We start from the raw sequence: 15,230 nt of genomic DNA, 5'->3' as shown, positions 1-15,230 counted from the left end.
TTTGACCGGTCTTATAGGGCCTTTCGCGACGCTGGTGGCCGGACGGGCCGGCGTAACCGGATCCAGCACCGATGGAGGAGATATGGCGGACAGTCAGCGCGTGGCGCTGGTCAGCGGAGCGACCAGCGGGATGGGCTTGCAGATCACGAAAAACCTGGCGGCACAGGGTGTTGCGGTGTTCATCTGTGCCCGGGACGAGCAGCGGGTGGCCGATACGGCCAAGCAGTTGCAGGACGACGGATTCGCGGTGGACGGAGTGGGCTGCGACGTTCGCGACGCCGACCGGATCCGGGAGTACGTCGACGCCGGGGTACGGCGGTTCGGGCCCGTCGACATCCTGGTCAACAACGCCGGCCGCAGCGGCGGCGGCGTGACCGCGCAGATCGAGGACGAGCTGTGGCTCGATGTGATCGAAACCAACCTGCACAGCGTCTTCTACGCCACCAAGGCCGCGCTCACCGCCGGTGGCATGCTCGAGCGGGGCAGCGGCCGGATCGTCAACATCGCCTCGACCGGCGGTAAGCAGGGTGTGCTTCACGGCGCGCCCTATTCCGCCTCCAAGCACGGGGTCGTCGGCTTCACCAAGGCGCTGGGGCTGGAGCTGGCCAAGACCGGGATCACGGTCAACGCGGTCTGCCCCGGATTCGTGGAAACGCCGATGGCCGAACGGGTTCGGGAGGTGTATTCGGGTCTGTGGGGTGTCGACACCGACGAGGTGCACGCGCGGGTGAGCGCCCGGGTGCCGATCGGCCGCTATGTCCAGGTCGACGAGGTGGCCGCGATGGTCGACTACCTGATCTCGCCGGCCGCCGCCGCCGTGACCGCACAGGCATTGAATGTCTGTGGCGGCCTGGGCAACTACTGACCGCGGAGCGCCGTCATGACAGCAATGGACGAAAACGTCACGCCCACACCGGAACTCGACGCCGCCCAGCACGACTACCTGCAGATACTCGACGCCATCCAGTCGGGTGCGCTGCGCCTGCTGGCCGGCTTTCCCGCCCAGCCCAGCGGCCTGCGGATCCAGGTCGGTGAGGTGACCGTGGAGGCACAGTGGCCGCAGGGCTCGGGGGAGGTGGGCGTGAGTGCCGGGGCAGCACCGGCAATCGCAACCGACGTCGCGACCGAGGTGGCGGTGACCGATCCGGTGATCCGCGCACCCAGTGTGGGTGTGTTCTATCGGAGCCCGCAGCCCGGTGCCGAGCCGTTCGTGGCGGTCGGCGACCGGGTGTCGCCGGGGCGTCAGGTCGGCATCGTGGAGGCGATGAAGCTGATGATCCCGGTGACGGCCGAGGTGGGCGGGGTCGTCACCGCGATCCTCAAACAGGACGGGGAATCCGTGCAATTCGACGAACCTCTGTTCTCGTACTCGCCGGAGTGATCAGCACGGGCGGGCGGACCTGCGCCAGGTGAGAATGCGGCGCTGGGTCCGCCCGTCCATTTGTGCGGCGCCGATCAGCGTCAGCACGTCACCGTCGAGGGACATCTGGCGTACCTGCTCGGTGCCGGCCCAGGCGGGATTGGAGCAGACGCTGATCGCGTGCACCACCGCCTTTCCCGCCGTGCGCCAGGTTCCGGCGTAGCCCATGAACGTGTTCGCGGCGGTGGTCTCGCCGGTGCGCATCATGCTCACCGAGACCGAGCCCTGTGCGGTGTAGATGAGCAGACCGCGCGGCGCCGGGCCCAGTGGCCCTTCGCTGCGCACGTCCGCGTCGTCGATGTCGTAGTAGGACAGCAGTTCCCAGGTGCCGACGAGATCAGTCGCAGTCATGGTCCTCACGATGCGTGCCGCCGCTCGAATCATGCTCGAGCGTTCCCGCGGGCGTAGTCGTAGGAGGCGCGTACCAGCTGCCAGACCTGTTCCAGTTCGTCGGCGTCGCGCGGGCCGTAGACCATCAGCAGCGTCGCCGGCAGGACGCCGGCGCGGGCCATCGGATGTTGTTCGGCCCAGCCGGCCGAAACGGCCTCGGCGGCAGCGGTTTCCGGCAGGCGCAGATGCAGGCTGCCGTCGGCGTGCCCGTGCAGGTGGGCGAATTCGGTGCCGGCCAGGAAGGCGTCCTCGGGGCCGTGCGCGAGATCGGGGTGCAGATGCAGGGCGCGGGTGTCGGGCAGCGAGACCGTACTGCGGGCGGCCAGCACACCATCGAGTGTGGCCATGCGCGTCCACAGCGCTTCCTGGAGCCGGACGTCCGGATTCTGGGTGAGCTGCTGATGCGGATTGTGTGGCCGGGTGAGCGGGCGTTCGCCGCGCCGCCGGGGCAAGCGCAGGTTTCCGTGGGGTGCCGTCGCAGTCATCACTGTGCTCCTCTCGCGCCGGTGAAGGCTTCTGGTCACACAGTAGTTTCCAAAGTATAGTAGTTACCAAATGGAAAGTGCCCAGGAGTGCTCATGACGCCCGTCACGCCGCCGCCCGTCGCGGATCCGTGCCCGATCTCCCCGGTGGTCGACCTGTTCTTCGGCCGCTGGTCCACCCAGGTGCTGTGGGTGCTGATCCACGACGGGCGGATGCGTTTCAACGAAGTGCAGCAACGCATTCCGGGCGTCACGCCCAAGGTGCTGACCCAGCGGCTGCGCCAGCTCGAACGCGACGGTCTGGTGCAGCGCACCTACCATCCCGAGGTCCCCCCTCGCGTCGAGTACGCGGCCACCGCGCTGGCCGGCACCCTCACTCCGTTGTTCGACGGTCTCGCGCGGTGGTCGAACGAGCACCTGGCGGAGGTGCTGGCGGCTCGCGCCGCCTACGACGCGGGCGACGGCTGAGACGCGAATTTCAACAGCAGCCCGGCGAATTCACGCGGCATGGTGATCATGCAGTCGTGCCCGGTCGGCAGGATCTCGAGCCGTTCGGCGGGCAGGTCGGCCGGGGGAAGGGTCCGCGGCATCGCCGCGCGCATCGCCTTGAAGGCCTCGCCGCCCTCGCTGCAGTGGATGTGGGTGACGGGAACGAGCGCCAAGGAGTCCGGATTGCGCAGCGTCAGCGGCTGGTGGAACGTCTTCAGCGACTGGGCCGTCAGCATCGAGGCCACCCAGCTCAGATCGGGTTCCTCGGTGACGCCGTTGATTCCGCTGTCCCCCATCGGCTCGGTCGGCGGGGGCACGCGCCAGCCGTCTCCCACGGCGGCGGCCGCGGTGGTGAACGCCTCGACCATCTCCGGCATGATGTCGGAGATGGCTTCGCCGTCTCGTGGCACGAAGGTATCCACGTAGATCAGCTCGGCGATGCGGTCCGGGAACCGATCCGCGAGCGCGGTGACGACGATCCCGGCATAGCTGTGGCCCACCAGGATCAACTCCCGCAGATCCTCGGCGACGATCAGCTCGGCGAGATCGTCGACGTGGGTGTCGAGTCCCACGTCGGGGGTGAGCTCGTCGGCGCGTTCGCCCATACCGGCGAGTGAGGGCGCGAAGACACGGTGGCCGGCCGCGGTGAGCAGCGGGGTAACCCGCTGCCAGGCCCAGCCGCCGTGAAACGCGCCGTGAACGAGGAGATAGGTCGACACGACAGGTCCTCCTGGGTGCTCGAAACTAGGTACCGGAAACGATGAGATGGTCGCCGTGGGCCGGCGGGACGTGCTCGGGCCGGATCCCGAGGCCGATCACCCGTGCCACCACGTGGGAGAGTCCGGGGAAGCGACGCAGCAGCCGGGCCAGCAGCGGCTTGTCGGTGCTGGGTCCTCCGGCGTTCGGATACAGGTCGGCGAGCAGGCGCAATTGCGCGAATTGCACCACCCGCATGGGGAATTCGCGGCGGCGCTGCACCGCGCGCAACTGCGCGAGACTCGGCATGCCGCCCGCGGCCAGTGTGGGCGCCAGCAGCCGCGCGGCGGCGACGGCGTCCTGGACCGCGAGGTTGATACCGACACCGCCCGCCGGCGACATCGCGTGCGCCGCATCACCGATCGCCAGCAGGCCGGGCCGGCACCAGTGCCGCAGCCGGTCCACCCGCACATCGAGCGGCTTCACATCGTCCCAGTCGCGAATCGCGGCCTCGAGCCCCGGCGCCAGCACCGGATAGATGGCCGCGAGCTGCCCCCGGAAACCGGGCAGCCCACCGGCCCGGATCGCCTCGAATCCGCCTTTGGGGATCATGTAGGCGACCTGCAGGTAGTCGCCGCGATCGATGCAGACGATGAAGAATCCCTTGCCGCTGCGAACCGTCGGCAGGCTCTCGCCCGCGGGTTTGCCCACCCGGAACCACAACACGTCCATCGGCGCCCGGCTCGCCGCCACCGCGAGCGCGCCGCTGGTGCGCACCAGCGAATTGCGTCCGTCGGCGGCGATCACGAGGCGGGCCCGGACCTCGAGCGGACCGTCCGGGGTGGCGGCGCGCACGCCGGTGACGGTGCCACCGGACTCGCGCAGTTCGGTGACCTCCGCCCGTTGCAGCAGACGGAATCCCGGATACCGGCGACCGGTTTCGGCGAGGAAGTTCAACACGTCCCACTGCGGCATGAACGCCACGAACGGAAACGGGCCGGGCAGCCGGCGGAAGTCGGCGAACATGACCGGTCCCATCGCGGTCGCCATCGGCAGCCGCGGAGCCCGCACATGTGGCAGCCGGAGAAACTCCTCGGCGAGCCCGAGCTCGTCCATCACCGTCAGCGTCGACGGATGCACCGTGTCACCGCGGAAGTCGCGCAGGAAGTCCGGATGTTTCTCCAGCACGAGAACTTTCGCTCCGGACCGGGCCAGCAGCACACCGGCGACCAGTCCCGCCGGTCCGCCGCCGACCACACACACATCCACAATCTCGGCCGTGCCCATCTCCCGCTCGGCTGTGCCGGCCTCTCGCTCGCTGCGCTCGCTCATGCCAGGCACGCCGGTAGCCGGCCGTCGTTGTAGCCGACCATCTCGTCGAAGATGGCGAGCACGTCCAGCGGCGCCCCCGGTGCCGCGCCGTCGGCCTCGGCATACGCGCGATGCAGATTGCCGACCACCCGTTCGGCATCCACCAGATCGGTGAACTCGCCGGGATCGGCCTCGAGGGCGATGCCGAGCGGAGTCAGCCCCAATGCCCGGCCGTCGAGCGCTAACCTGAGGATCCACTCCAGATATCGGATCGTCTGATCGAAGATCTCCGGTCCGGTGACCGGACCATGGCCCGCCACAACGGTTTCCGCGCCCAGCCCGGCCAGCGTCCGGACCGCGGCGAGGGTGCCCTCGACCGAACCGAACAAGCAGAACGGCGCCGCGCCCGACATCACCAGATCCCCGGCGAACAGCACCTTCTCCGCGGGTAGCCACGCCACCACGTCGTTGGTGGTGTGCGCCGCCGGACCTGGATGGATCAGCTCGACCCGCCGGTCGCCGACGTGCAGCGTCAGCCGGTCGGAGAAGGTGACCGAGGGTGGCGTGACTCGCACGTCGCCCCACCGGACCTGCGGCCACAACTGCGTCAGGGCCAGCCCGGTCTCGATCATCTCGGCGCGGATCCGGTCGTGTCCGATGAGCACCGCGGCGGGTCCGAACAGATGGTTGCCGAAGTTGTGGTCGCCGTGGTGATGGGTGTTGACCACGGTGCGCGCCGGCCCGCCGGCGACCCGATCCACGTGCTGGATCAGGCCGCGGGTGCGATCCTCGGTGGCGAGCGTGTCGATCACCAGCGCACCGTCGGGCCCGGCGACCACGCCGGCGTTGCTGACGCACCAGCCGCCGTGGCCGTGGGTGTAGGCGAAGACACCCTCGGCCACCTCCTGCACCACCGGTTCTGCCAGGCGCGGACTTCCGGTCGCCGTCATGACGGGGTTTTCGCGGAGTCGGCGCGGCGGGCCGCGATGTATCGCACCGCGCACAGCAGGGTGTTGCGGCTGTTGGTGCCGAGGGCCTCGCCGAGATAGGCGCGCGCCTCGGCGAGTCCGGTTCCGGGACCGAGGATTTCACGCGCGGCGGCGGGGTTGATCGCCACCGTGTGGCGAGCGGTGACCACCACGCCGGCGGGATCGTCGGCGAATTCCCAGGCGCCGCTGTGCCCGAACAGCATCGCGGGCGGCAACTGCTGTTTGTAGTCGATGCGTTCGGCCGGGACACAGATCCGGATCGACCGGGTGGTGTGCGGGATACCGCCTTCGGTGACGGTGTCCATCTCCATCAGCTGAACCCCGTCGGCGTCCTCGGTGAGATCCACTCGGCCGACGTGCGGAACGTGCTCGGGCCAGCGGTCGCTGTGATAGACGAAGTCGTAGAGCTCGGCTGCCGTCGCGTCGAGGGTCACGCGATCTTCGAAGGTGACGATGATGTCGTCGACCGGATGCCCCAGCTCGGCGATCCGAGCCAGCGCCGCCAGCTCGGCCACGCTGTTGCGGTCGACCGCTCCGGTGATCACGTCCGGATCCACACCGTCGGCCACGGTGAAGTGGTGATCGAGGGTGACAGTCGTTGTGCGCGGGCCGGTTTCGTCGAACGTCCACTGCCCGCCCATGGAGGCGATCGGCGCCCGGCTGCGTTCCTGCTCGAAGGTGATGCGGCGGCCGGCGGGGTCCAGAGTCCGGCGCGAGGTCCAGTCGGTGACCTGCCCGTTCACCGTCGCCCACAGCCGAAACCGTTCCTCGTCGGCGCCGCGGTGCAGATGCCGCACCAGCACACTGGGTTCGAAGATCACCGGCCAGCGCCCGACATCGGCGACCAGCCCGTAGACATCCTCCGCGGGCGCCTCGACGACACGGGTGTGAGTCGTGCGGATGGTCATGCCACACCCGCCAGCTGCTGGTTGACGATGTCGATCAGCTCCTGCGGAGTCTTGACGTCGATGAGCTGTTCCTCGGGAACCGTCACCCCGAACTCGCGCTGGATACGCGAGGCGGTTTCGATCAGGGCCAGCGAGTCGTAGCCGAGCTCCTCGAACTCGACCTCGGCGATGTCACCGGCGAGTTCGGGGGCGTCCTCGTCGCCGCCGGCGCAGGCCACGAGGATTCGGCGCAGGGTGTCGATGGTGATGGTCATGATCTGCTCCTGAGTGCATTCGAAGGGATGGTGCGATTGCTGTGCTGCGGGGTCAGCGCGGGTGCGCGCGGACGACCACCGCGGAGTTGAAACCCCACCGGCCGCGCGCGAGCACCAATCCGGCGCCGAGGTCGGCCGAGCGCGGTTCGCCGCGGACCAGATCGATCCGGCATCCGTCGGCGAGTTCGGTGGTGGCCACGGTCGGCGGGATCACCGCGTCGCGCATGGCCAGCAGGCAGGTGACGATGTCGAGGGGGCCCGCGCCGGAGAACAGCCGCCCGGTGAGCGGTTTCGTGGCGGTCACCGGGACCCCGCCCGGTCCGAAGACGGCCTCGAGGGCCGCCGCCTCGGCACGGTCGGCGTCGGGGACACCGGCGGCGTCGGCGAAGACGACATCGATGTCGTCGCTGCGCAGTCCGGCATCGGCGAGTGCCAGTTCGATGGCCCGTTGCAGTCCCGGCGGGCGCGGCGAACCCGGCGGCGGATCGAAAGTCTGCGCGTAGCCGGCGATTTCGCCGTAACAGTCGGGCACGCCCCGGGTCTGGGCCGCCGCGGCATCCTCGAGGACCAGCATGGCTCCGCCCTCGCCCGGCACGTTGCCCGCCGCCTGCGCGTCGAAAGGCAGGTAGGCGCGCGCGGGATCGGTTGCGGTACTGACCGTTCCGGCCGCGATGTGGGAGACCCAGCCCCACGGGTCGAGCGCCGAATCGACGCCGCCGGTGACGACCAGGGGTGTGCCGCGGCGCACGGTGCGCCGGGCGTGGCCGACGGCGTCCAGGCCGCCGGCCTGATCGGCGACCAGCGCACTGCTCGGTCCCCGCATGCCGTGCCGGATCGAGATCTGGCCGGTGTTCACCGCGTAGAACCAGGCGAACGACTCGTACACGCTCACGTGCTCGGAGCCGCGCGACCACAGCTTGTTGAATTCGCGGTGGGTGAATTCGAAACCGCCGGAAGCGTTTCCGGTGACCACGCCCATGCCGTAGTCGGTGAGTGCGGTGGGGTCGACCTTCGCGTCGTCGAGTGCCCACTGGGCGGCCACCAGTGCCATCCGGGTGGAGACGTCGGTCTGCGGCAGCAACCGGCTCGGCAGGTATTTGCCGGCGTCGAACTCGGCCACCTGGCCGGCGAGTGTCGCACCGAACCCGGTGGTGTCGAAGCGGGTCAGCGGTGCGATCGCCCCGCGCCCCGCCAGCACGGCATCCCAGAAGTGGTCCAGGCCCAGCCCGTTGGGCGCCACCACGCCCATTCCCGTCACGACGCTCATGCCGGCACCCCCTGCGGGCGGCGCAGCACCATCGCGCTCTGGAAGCCGCCGAAACCGCTGCCGACGCTGAGTACCGTGTCGATGCGGTGGTCGCGGGCGGTGAGCGGGACGTAGTCGAGATCGCATTCCGGATCCGGCTCGTGCAGATTGGCCGTCGGTGGCACCACCTGGTGCTGCAGCGCGAGCAGGCAGGCCGCGATCTCCACCGAGCCGATCGCGCCCAGCGAATGCCCCACCATCGATTTGATCGAGCTCATGGGCGTGCGGTAGGCGTGCTCGCCGAGACTGCGCTTCACCGCGGCGGTTTCGTGGCGATCGTTCTGGCGGGTGCCCGAGCCGTGCGCGTTGACGTAGTCGACGGCGGTGGGATCGACCCGCGATTCGTCGAGGGCCACCCGGATCGCCTCGGCCATCTCGCGGCCGTCGGCCTTGAGGCCGGTCATGTGGTAGGCGTTGCAGCGCGTCGCGTAGCCGGTGATCTCGGCGTAGATGTGCGCGCCGCGGCGGCGGGCGCTGTCGTACTCCTCGAGCACGAACATCGCCGCGCCCTCGGCGAGGACGAATCCGTTGCGGGAGTTGTCGAACGGGCGCGAGGCGTGCTCGGCGTCGTCGTTGCGCGGGGTGGTCGCCTTGATCGCGTCGAAGCAGGCCACCACGATCGGTGTGATCGGGGTATCGGCGGCGCCGGCCAGCACCACGTCGGCGGAGCCCTCACGGATCAACTGCACCGCGTGCCCGACCGAGTCGAGCCCGGAGGTGCACCCGTTGGACACCATGGCGACCGGCCCCTCGGCGCCCACACTCCACGCCACCTCGGCCGGCATCACACTCGGCACCATGTAGTCGAACATGTAGGGCGAGACGTGCTTCTCGTCGACCACCCAGTTGCGGCCGGAGTCCGACAGCACCAGATATTCCTGTTCCAGGCTGGTCGCGGCGGCCACGGCACTGCCGAGGCTGACGCCGACGCGCTGCGGATCGAGCGCGTCGACGGTGAGGCCGCTGTCGGCGACCGCTTCCCGGGCACACACCACCGCGAACTGCGCGGCGCGGTCCATGCGGCGAATCTCCCTGGGTGACAGTCCTTCCCGGGCCGCGTCGAAATCGGCTTCGCCGGCCACTTGCGACCGGTAGGGCGAGGCGTCGAAGAAGCTGATCCGGCGGGTGGCGGTGCGCCCCTCCGAGAGCAATTTCCAGAATTCGTCCTTGCCGTTACCGCCGGGCGCACGAACTCCGAGCCCGGTCACGACGACACGACGGTTCATAACGAACCTCCGAATGCATTGGCGTACACAGCTGTTGTCCCTTCTCGCCGAAGAGTCCCGAAAGTCCCCGAGATCACGATCAGGGTGAAGCGGGCCGCTCTAGCCCCGCTCGAGCAGCGCGATCGAGCTGTCCTCGAGGGCGCCGCGCGAACCTGGGCACACCGGACGCTGCGGTCCGGCTGACCGTGGCCGATCGAGCACAGGAGACACCCCGTGAAGACGCCGCCAAGCTCCCACACCGCGGACTGGGTACTGTGCCCGGGCTGCCGGATTCCGCTGTATCGCAAGCGTTTCGAGCGAGACCTGGGCGTGTGCGGCGAATGCGGCCGGCACACCACCCTGTCCGCCGAGCAGCGATTGCGCCAGCTGGCCGACGAGGGCCGGTTCGAGCCGCTGCCGATCGCCGGCACCGAGGACGACCCGCTGAACTTCCACGACGTCGTGCCGTATGCCGATCGGCTGGCCGGCGCGCGGGCGCGCACCGGACTACGCGACGCGGTCGTGTGCGCGACCGCCCGCATCGAGGGCTCCGCGGTCGTGATCGTCGCCATGGACTTCCGCTTCCTCGGCGGCAGCCTGGGCACCGCGGTGGGGGAGATGATCACGGTGGCGGCGGAATACGCCCTGACCGAACGCATTCCGCTGCTGCTGGTCACCGCCTCCGGCGGCGCCCGCATGCAGGAGGGGCCGCTGTCGCTGATGCAGATGGCCAAGACCAGCGCGGCGCTCGAGCAGCTCGATCGTGCGGGCATCCTCACCGTCAGCCTGATCACCGATCCGACCTACGGCGGTGTCGCCGCCTCGTTCGCGACGCTGACCGACGTGCTGATCGCCGAACCCGGCGCCCGGCTGGGTTTCGCCGGGCGCCGGGTCATCGAGCAGACGATCCGTCAGGAACTGCCGCCGCAGTTCCAGACCGCGGAATTCCTGCTCGAGCACGGCCTCATCGACATGATCGTGCCGCGGTCGGGCCTGCGCGCGACGCTGGGTTCGCTGCTGCGCATCGCGGGCCCGGTCGATCCCACCGGCGAACCGGGTGCGGCGGCCGGCATCGTCACCGATCCGCAGTCGCTGCCCGAGACCCAGGCGTGGGAGCAGGTCCGCCGGGCGCGGCAGATCACCCGGCCGACGGCGCTGGACTATGTGGCGCTCGCGTTCGACGGATTCGTCGAACTGCGTGGTGACCGCATCGGCGCCGACTGTCCGGCGGTCGTCGGCGGACCGGCCTGGCTCGGCGACCAGCCGGTGATGGTGATCGGCCAGCAGAAGGGTCACGATCCCAAGGAGCTCATGGCCCGCAACTTCGGCATGCCGACGCCGCCGGGATATCGCAAGGCCGCCCGGCTCATGCGCCTGGCGGAAAAGCTCGGCCTGCCGGTCGTCACGCTCATCGACACGCCCGGCGCCTACCCGGGCGCGACCGCCGAGGAACAGGGCCAGGCCGTCGCCATCGCCGAGAACATCCGCCTGATGTCGGCCTTGCGCGTGCCGGTGATCAGTGTCGTGATCGGCGAGGGGGGCAGCGGCGGTGCGCTGGCGCTCGCGGTCGCCAACCGCGTGTTGATGCTGGCCGACTCGGTCTACTCGGTGATCAGCCCCGAAGGGTGTGCGGCCATCGTGTGGAACGATCCGAGCGCCTCGGCCGAAGCCGCTGCGGCACTGCACATCACGGCCCGCGACCTGTTGCGCCTGGGCATCGTCGACGGTGTACTGCCCGAGCTCGGACACGACGATGCCCTGGCGCCGCACGCGGCGGCCGAGCGGCTGCACCGCGCCCTGGCCGAAACGCTGCAAGCCTTGATCGGGCGCAGCGGTGAGGAGCTGGCGGCGCAGCGGCGGGCCAGATTCCGTCGCTTCGGACTTCCCGTGGCCGCTCGCACGGCGGCCTGAGAGAGGCGGCGCGAATGTTCGACAAGATTCTGATCGCCAACCGCGGCGAGATCGCCTTGCGGGTGGCCCGCACCTGCCGGGAAATGGGCGTGCGCACGGTGGCGGTCTATTCGGCGGCCGACCACGATTCGGCGGTCGTGGATTTCGCCGACGAGGCCGTGCGGATCGGTCCGGCCGCGGCGAAACGCAGTTATCTCGACGCGGCCGTCATTCTGACGGCGGCTGAGATCACCGGCGCCGACGCCATCCATCCGGGCTACGGATTCCTTTCGGAATCACCGGATTTCGCCGATGCCTGCCGGGCCGCCGGGGTCACCCTCATCGGGCCGCCCGCGGATGTCATGGCCGAGCTGGGCGACAAACAGTCGGCACGCACGCTGATGGCCAAGGCCGGGTTGCCGCTGCTGCCGGGCAGTCTCGACGCTCTCGAATTCGACGAGGCGCAGGCTCTCGCCGACCGGATCGGGTATCCGGTGATCGTCAAGGCCGTCGCGGGCGGCGGTGGGCGCGGGATGGCGGTGGTGCACGACGGCGCCGATTTCGCCCGCGCCTACCGGGACACCCGGGCCACGGCCCGCATGCTCTTCGGCGACAGCCGGGTGTATGTCGAGCGGTATCTCGACCACGCCCGGCATGTGGAGGTGCAGGTGCTGTGTGACACCTTCGGCGCGGGTGTCCATCTCGGCGAGCGGGATTGCTCGGTGCAGCGCAGGCACCAGAAGCTGGTGGAGGAGTCACCGGCGCCGCGGCTGCCGGAGGGGCTGGCCGCGCGGATCGGCCGATCCGCGGTCGACGGGGTGCTCGCCGCCGGATACACCGGAGCCGGCACCGTCGAATTCCTGCTCGACTCGGCCGGCAACTATTACTTCATGGAGGTGAATTGCCGCATTCAGGTCGAACATCCGGTCACCGAAATGGTCACCGGTATCGATCTGGTCGCCGAGCAGATCAGGATCGCCGCCGGCGAACCGCTGGCATGGACGCAGGATCGCATTCAGCCGAAGGGGGCCGCGATCGAATGCCGGATCAATGCCGAGAATCCGGCGGCCGGATTCGCGCCGACACCCGCCACGATTTCCGAATTCACCGCGCCCGGCGGTCCGTTCACCCGAGTCGACACACATATCCGGGCGGGTTATTCGGTGCCGCCGAACTATGATTCGCTGCTCGCGAAAGTCATCGTGTGGGCGCCCGATCGCGATGCCGCGATAGCGCGGATGAACCGGGCACTGACGGAATTCCGGGTCGAGGGCGAACGATTGTGCACCACTCGAGAATTTCTGCTGGACGTCCTCGATCAGTCGAAATTCCGAGCCGGTACCCATACCACCGCCCTGGTGGAAGAAATGTTCGAGGGTACCGCCCCGGAATGAGAGCGGCCGGATTAGGCGGGCGTCGCGGAACGTTGCGCGCCCGCCTGCCAGCCGATCAGATATCCGGCATGGCGGCGCTCGAGCATCAGGGTCACCGATTCGTCGGAGGCGTTGAGAATGTCGCTGTGTAATCGGCGTAATTTCACACAGGGATCCAGGCCGAGTTCCCGCTGCAGTGAACGGGCGAATTCATGGTAGGACTCGAGGGCGCGATGCCGCCGGCCGGAACGGCACAGCGCGTACATGTAGTAGGCCTGCAGCCGTTCGTGCAGGGGTTGTTCCGCGGTCAGTCGTGCCAGGTCGGGGCAGACCTCGCGGAAGCGGCCCAGCCGCAGCTGCGCTTCGATTCGCAGCTCGAGGTCGGTCAGCCGCACCTGTTCCAGATGCGACAGCTCGGCCGACAGCGGCAGGCCGCTTTCCACGTCCAGCAGCGCCGGACCGGTCCACAGTGCTTCGGCCGCCGTGAACAGATCCACCGCGCGCATGTCGTCACCGGCATTCAGCGCGCAGCGGGCGGCGTCGGTCATCGTGCGATAGTCGCGCAAATCCAGGACACAGTCCTGGGCGTCGAACATATATCCCTTGCTCCAGGTGCGGAGATATCGGTTCGCGATCTCGCCCTGGTCCACATCCAGATATTGCGCCATCTTCTTCCGGATACCCAGAACATAGGTCTGCACGACCGTTATCGCGCTGCGCGGCGGATCGTCGTTCCACAGCTCTTCGATCAGGGTCGTGACCGGAACCACCGTCGAATGCCGAATCAACAACAAGGCCAGCAATTGCCGTTGCTTCTGTGCGGTCGGCGTCGCATTGCGATTGTCGAGGGCGAGAGTCAAAGGGCCCAGAACGCGGGCATACACAGGATTCGACACGTAGCGTCCCCTTGTAGCATGAATTGCTGTGCGGTGAGCGTGAATTCGTACGTCGCTGTAGTCCGTTTCAGAGTACCGAGGGCATTGTGGCGAGACCGTAAACCTACTGTGATCATACCGTTAACGCCTTACGGCCGTCTTGTTCTCGCATATGTTTTCGCAGGTGAACAATAGTTTGGACGCTCGACCGGGTGGCCGCGGGCCGGTCGTCGGAACCGATTGCCGCCGAGCGCAATCCGGGCCGGGCCGCAGCGGTCCGCCGGTTGCGGTCAGGCTCCGGTGAGGGGCTCGGCGAGGTGTTCGGCGAAGGCCGCCGCGGCGGCGGCCGGATAGTCGGTGGTGCCGTCGACGTAGTCGCCGGTCCAACCGGTGGCGAGGTGCTGGAGTGCTGCCACGTTCGCCGGTTGTGGTATCCCGCAGAGCAATTCGCCCAGCGGATCGCTCGAGGTTCCTTCGGCGTCGGTGTGTTCGCCGGTGTCGAGGCGCACCCCGAGGAAGGGGCGATGCAGATGTGCCTGCAGGGCGGTGGTTCCGCTGCCGAAGTTGTTGCACAGCGCGGGCGGACCGGAGACGGTCAGGACGGGCAGGTCCGTGGCGGCGAGGTCGTCGAGTGCGACATCGGTATCGGCGCCGAGGAAGGATTTCACCGGGTCCAGCAAGACGAGCCCGCGCAGCTTCGCCCATGCGGCCGGAGAGGAGGTGTGCAGGCGGTGGGCGACGTATTCGACGGCTTCGGCGCCGGCGGAATGACCGATGAACACGAGCGAGCGCGGGAGCGCGGGCAGGTCGACTCCGGCGCGCGTCGCCGAGGTGGCGAGGGGCCCGGTGGGATCGTCGGCGGTGGCGAACAGCCGGGCCACCTGATCCAGGAACGCGGTGTTGTCGCCGAGGTTCTGCAGGGTGCAGCCGTCGAGGTTCACGAACGGCAGGCTGGGGGAGAAGACGAGATACCCAGCGGCGGATAGCGTTTCGGCGAGTGCGGCGACGTTGCCCTCGGTGCGCGCGAAGCCGTGCTGCAGCCAGACCAGGCCGCGTGGCGTACCCGCGGGCCGATACCACGCGACGTCCTGATGCAGGGTCGTCGCCGCACAGGGCAGATCCACCGTGCCCGGCAGCGGTGGGCCCGCGGCGGCGGGAGCGAATGCGGCGGCCGCGACACACGCGGCGGCGAGGACGGTCAGGGTCGAAGCTCGCAGCCTCATCGCAACTCCACACTGCACAATCGGTATCCCGGTGATGACGCCACCCGGACACCGATCAGTATTCGCCACCGAGACGCGGGGCGGAGGCGCTTCATACGGCACGTGGCACTCGCATCCCCCGGAGTATCGGTAGCTGGTCGATCACCGAAACAGGAGAAGTGGGCGCGGGCCTGCCGAGTGGCCCCTCCCGACGCGGGGACCGGCATCCGATCGCCGACGATGCGATCGCCGGGTGGTCGAACGGATTCGACCGCGCCCCAAGTCGGATCAGGCCGCGAGGGGTATGTTGCCGGATGCCTCAGGCTCGTCAACGACGCCTGCGAGCTGGATCGAATCGCATTCCATGCAAGCCCAGCGGGTTTCGCTGGATGATTGCCGGGTACCTGCCGACGTGTAGCCGAACTTGCTGGGCTGCCGGG

The 15,230-nt window shown here is 68.9% G+C and carries 16 protein-coding genes; 5 read left to right on the top strand and 11 right to left on the bottom strand.

Features of this window, described 5'->3' with window-relative positions; genetic code table 11:
- Positions 1-82 precede the first annotated feature (82 nt).
- Both ACPCUW_RS21705 and ACPCUW_RS21700 read left to right on the top strand, forming a co-directional pair.
- The gene (locus tag ACPCUW_RS21705) at positions 83-865 is read left to right on the top strand and encodes an SDR family NAD(P)-dependent oxidoreductase (RefSeq protein ID WP_030515850.1); all 783 of its coding nucleotides are present in this window, start codon (positions 83-85) and stop codon (positions 863-865) included.
- Between the two features lie 15 nt (positions 866-880).
- Positions 881-1,381, top strand: a complete 501-nt coding sequence (locus tag ACPCUW_RS21700; RefSeq protein WP_423426721.1) for an acetyl-CoA carboxylase biotin carboxyl carrier protein — start codon at positions 881-883, stop codon at positions 1,379-1,381.
- Here ACPCUW_RS21700 and ACPCUW_RS21695 read toward each other — a convergent pair whose 3' ends face one another.
- Both ACPCUW_RS21695 and ACPCUW_RS21690 read right to left on the bottom strand, forming a co-directional pair.
- Complete coding sequence (locus ACPCUW_RS21695) at positions 1,382-1,771, bottom strand: lipocalin-like domain-containing protein (RefSeq protein ID WP_423426720.1); 390 nt, start codon at positions 1,769-1,771, stop codon at positions 1,382-1,384.
- Between the two features lie 29 nt (positions 1,772-1,800).
- Entirely contained in the window at positions 1,801-2,295 is a 495-nt protein-coding gene (locus ACPCUW_RS21690) for a luciferase family protein (RefSeq protein ID WP_423426718.1), read from the bottom strand.
- A gap of 93 nt (positions 2,296-2,388) precedes the next feature.
- Here ACPCUW_RS21690 and ACPCUW_RS21685 point away from each other — a divergent pair, with 93 nt between their 5' ends.
- On the top strand, positions 2,389-2,760 hold the full coding sequence (locus tag ACPCUW_RS21685; RefSeq protein WP_030515846.1) for a winged helix-turn-helix transcriptional regulator: 372 nt from the start codon (positions 2,389-2,391) through the stop codon (positions 2,758-2,760).
- Here the strand turns inward: ACPCUW_RS21685 and ACPCUW_RS21680 are convergent.
- Genes ACPCUW_RS21680 through ACPCUW_RS21650 form a run of 7 tightly spaced genes read right to left on the bottom strand, consistent with a single transcriptional unit; the run spans position 2,739 to position 9,471 of the window.
- Entirely contained in the window at positions 2,739-3,500 is a 762-nt protein-coding gene (locus tag ACPCUW_RS21680) for an alpha/beta fold hydrolase (RefSeq protein WP_423426715.1), read from the bottom strand. The two genes, ACPCUW_RS21685 and ACPCUW_RS21680, sit on opposite strands and share 22 nt — an antisense overlap.
- Before the next feature lie 25 nt (positions 3,501-3,525).
- A complete protein-coding gene (locus ACPCUW_RS21675; RefSeq protein ID WP_423426839.1) occupies positions 3,526-4,764 on the bottom strand; it encodes an FAD-dependent oxidoreductase in 1,239 nt (412 codons plus the stop codon).
- A gap of 41 nt (positions 4,765-4,805) precedes the next feature.
- Positions 4,806-5,738 carry an MBL fold metallo-hydrolase gene (locus tag ACPCUW_RS21670; protein ID WP_423426714.1) on the bottom strand — a complete coding sequence of 311 codons (933 nt, stop codon included), beginning with the start codon at positions 5,736-5,738 and terminating at the stop codon, positions 4,806-4,808.
- Complete coding sequence (locus tag ACPCUW_RS21665) at positions 5,735-6,685, bottom strand: aromatase/cyclase (RefSeq protein WP_423426712.1); 951 nt, start codon at positions 6,683-6,685, stop codon at positions 5,735-5,737. Before ACPCUW_RS21665 ends, ACPCUW_RS21670 begins: the two co-directional genes overlap by 4 nt.
- Positions 6,682-6,939, bottom strand: a complete 258-nt coding sequence (locus tag ACPCUW_RS21660) for an acyl carrier protein (protein ID WP_030515841.1) — start codon at positions 6,937-6,939, stop codon at positions 6,682-6,684. The genes ACPCUW_RS21665 and ACPCUW_RS21660 overlap by 4 nt, the downstream gene beginning before the upstream one ends.
- Positions 6,940-6,991: 52 nt before the next feature.
- Positions 6,992-8,206, bottom strand: a complete 1,215-nt coding sequence (locus ACPCUW_RS21655; protein ID WP_423426710.1) for a ketosynthase chain-length factor — start codon at positions 8,204-8,206, stop codon at positions 6,992-6,994.
- Positions 8,203-9,471 carry a beta-ketoacyl-[acyl-carrier-protein] synthase family protein gene (locus tag ACPCUW_RS21650; protein WP_063012016.1) on the bottom strand — a complete coding sequence of 423 codons (1,269 nt, stop codon included), beginning with the start codon at positions 9,469-9,471 and terminating at the stop codon, positions 8,203-8,205. The genes ACPCUW_RS21655 and ACPCUW_RS21650 overlap by 4 nt, the downstream gene beginning before the upstream one ends.
- Before the next feature lie 213 nt (positions 9,472-9,684).
- On the opposite strand from ACPCUW_RS21650, the gene accA reads away from it, so the two are divergent.
- Both accA and ACPCUW_RS21640 read left to right on the top strand, forming a co-directional pair.
- Positions 9,685-11,361: an acetyl-CoA carboxylase carboxyl transferase subunit alpha gene (gene accA / locus ACPCUW_RS21645; protein ID WP_219824663.1), complete on the top strand. Its 1,677-nt coding sequence runs from the start codon at positions 9,685-9,687 to the stop codon at positions 11,359-11,361.
- Positions 11,362-11,375: 14 nt separating this feature from the next.
- Positions 11,376-12,734 (top strand): acetyl-CoA carboxylase biotin carboxylase subunit, encoded by a 1,359-nt coding sequence (locus tag ACPCUW_RS21640; protein WP_423426709.1) that lies wholly within the window; start codon positions 11,376-11,378, stop codon positions 12,732-12,734.
- A gap of 11 nt (positions 12,735-12,745) precedes the next feature.
- On the opposite strand, the gene ACPCUW_RS21635 is transcribed toward ACPCUW_RS21640, so the two are convergent.
- Positions 12,746-13,609: an AfsR/SARP family transcriptional regulator gene (locus ACPCUW_RS21635; protein ID WP_423426707.1), complete on the bottom strand. Its 864-nt coding sequence runs from the start codon at positions 13,607-13,609 to the stop codon at positions 12,746-12,748.
- Positions 13,610-13,878: 269 nt separating this feature from the next.
- Complete coding sequence (locus ACPCUW_RS21630) at positions 13,879-14,811, bottom strand: alpha/beta hydrolase (protein WP_423426706.1); 933 nt, start codon at positions 14,809-14,811, stop codon at positions 13,879-13,881.
- Between the last annotated feature and the right edge of the window lie 419 nt (positions 14,812-15,230).

This window comes from Nocardia sp. AB354 (assembly GCF_049538315.1).
Taxonomy (GTDB): domain Bacteria; phylum Actinomycetota; class Actinomycetes; order Mycobacteriales; family Mycobacteriaceae; genus Nocardia; species Nocardia nova.
This window is presented reverse-complemented; position numbering and strand designations above follow the sequence as displayed.

What these genes read in the sequence shown, in the direction of transcription:
- ACPCUW_RS21705 (WP_030515850.1), top strand. Translation starts at nt 83, where the DNA reads ATGGCGGACAGTCAGCGCGTGGCGCTGGTCAGCGGAGCGACCAGCGGG.
- ACPCUW_RS21700 (WP_423426721.1), top strand. Translation starts at nt 881, where the DNA reads ATGACAGCAATGGACGAAAACGTCACGCCCACACCGGAACTCGACGCC.
- ACPCUW_RS21695 (WP_423426720.1), bottom strand. Translation starts at nt 1,771, where the DNA reads ATGACTGCGACTGATCTCGTCGGCACCTGGGAACTGCTGTCCTACTAC.
- ACPCUW_RS21690 (WP_423426718.1), bottom strand. Translation starts at nt 2,295, where the DNA reads ATGACTGCGACGGCACCCCACGGAAACCTGCGCTTGCCCCGGCGGCGC.
- ACPCUW_RS21685 (WP_030515846.1), top strand. Translation starts at nt 2,389, where the DNA reads ATGACGCCCGTCACGCCGCCGCCCGTCGCGGATCCGTGCCCGATCTCC.
- ACPCUW_RS21675 (WP_423426839.1), bottom strand. Translation starts at nt 4,764, where the DNA reads ATGGGCACGGCCGAGATTGTGGATGTGTGTGTGGTCGGCGGCGGACCG.
- ACPCUW_RS21670 (WP_423426714.1), bottom strand. Translation starts at nt 5,738, where the DNA reads ATGACGGCGACCGGAAGTCCGCGCCTGGCAGAACCGGTGGTGCAGGAG.
- ACPCUW_RS21665 (WP_423426712.1), bottom strand. Translation starts at nt 6,685, where the DNA reads ATGACCATCCGCACGACTCACACCCGTGTCGTCGAGGCGCCCGCGGAG.
- ACPCUW_RS21660 (WP_030515841.1), bottom strand. Translation starts at nt 6,939, where the DNA reads ATGACCATCACCATCGACACCCTGCGCCGAATCCTCGTGGCCTGCGCC.
- ACPCUW_RS21655 (WP_423426710.1), bottom strand. Translation starts at nt 8,206, where the DNA reads ATGAGCGTCGTGACGGGAATGGGCGTGGTGGCGCCCAACGGGCTGGGC.
- ACPCUW_RS21650 (WP_063012016.1), bottom strand. Translation starts at nt 9,471, where the DNA reads ATGAACCGTCGTGTCGTCGTGACCGGGCTCGGAGTTCGTGCGCCCGGC.
- ACPCUW_RS21640 (WP_423426709.1), top strand. Translation starts at nt 11,376, where the DNA reads ATGTTCGACAAGATTCTGATCGCCAACCGCGGCGAGATCGCCTTGCGG.
- ACPCUW_RS21630 (WP_423426706.1), bottom strand. Translation starts at nt 14,811, where the DNA reads ATGAGGCTGCGAGCTTCGACCCTGACCGTCCTCGCCGCCGCGTGTGTC.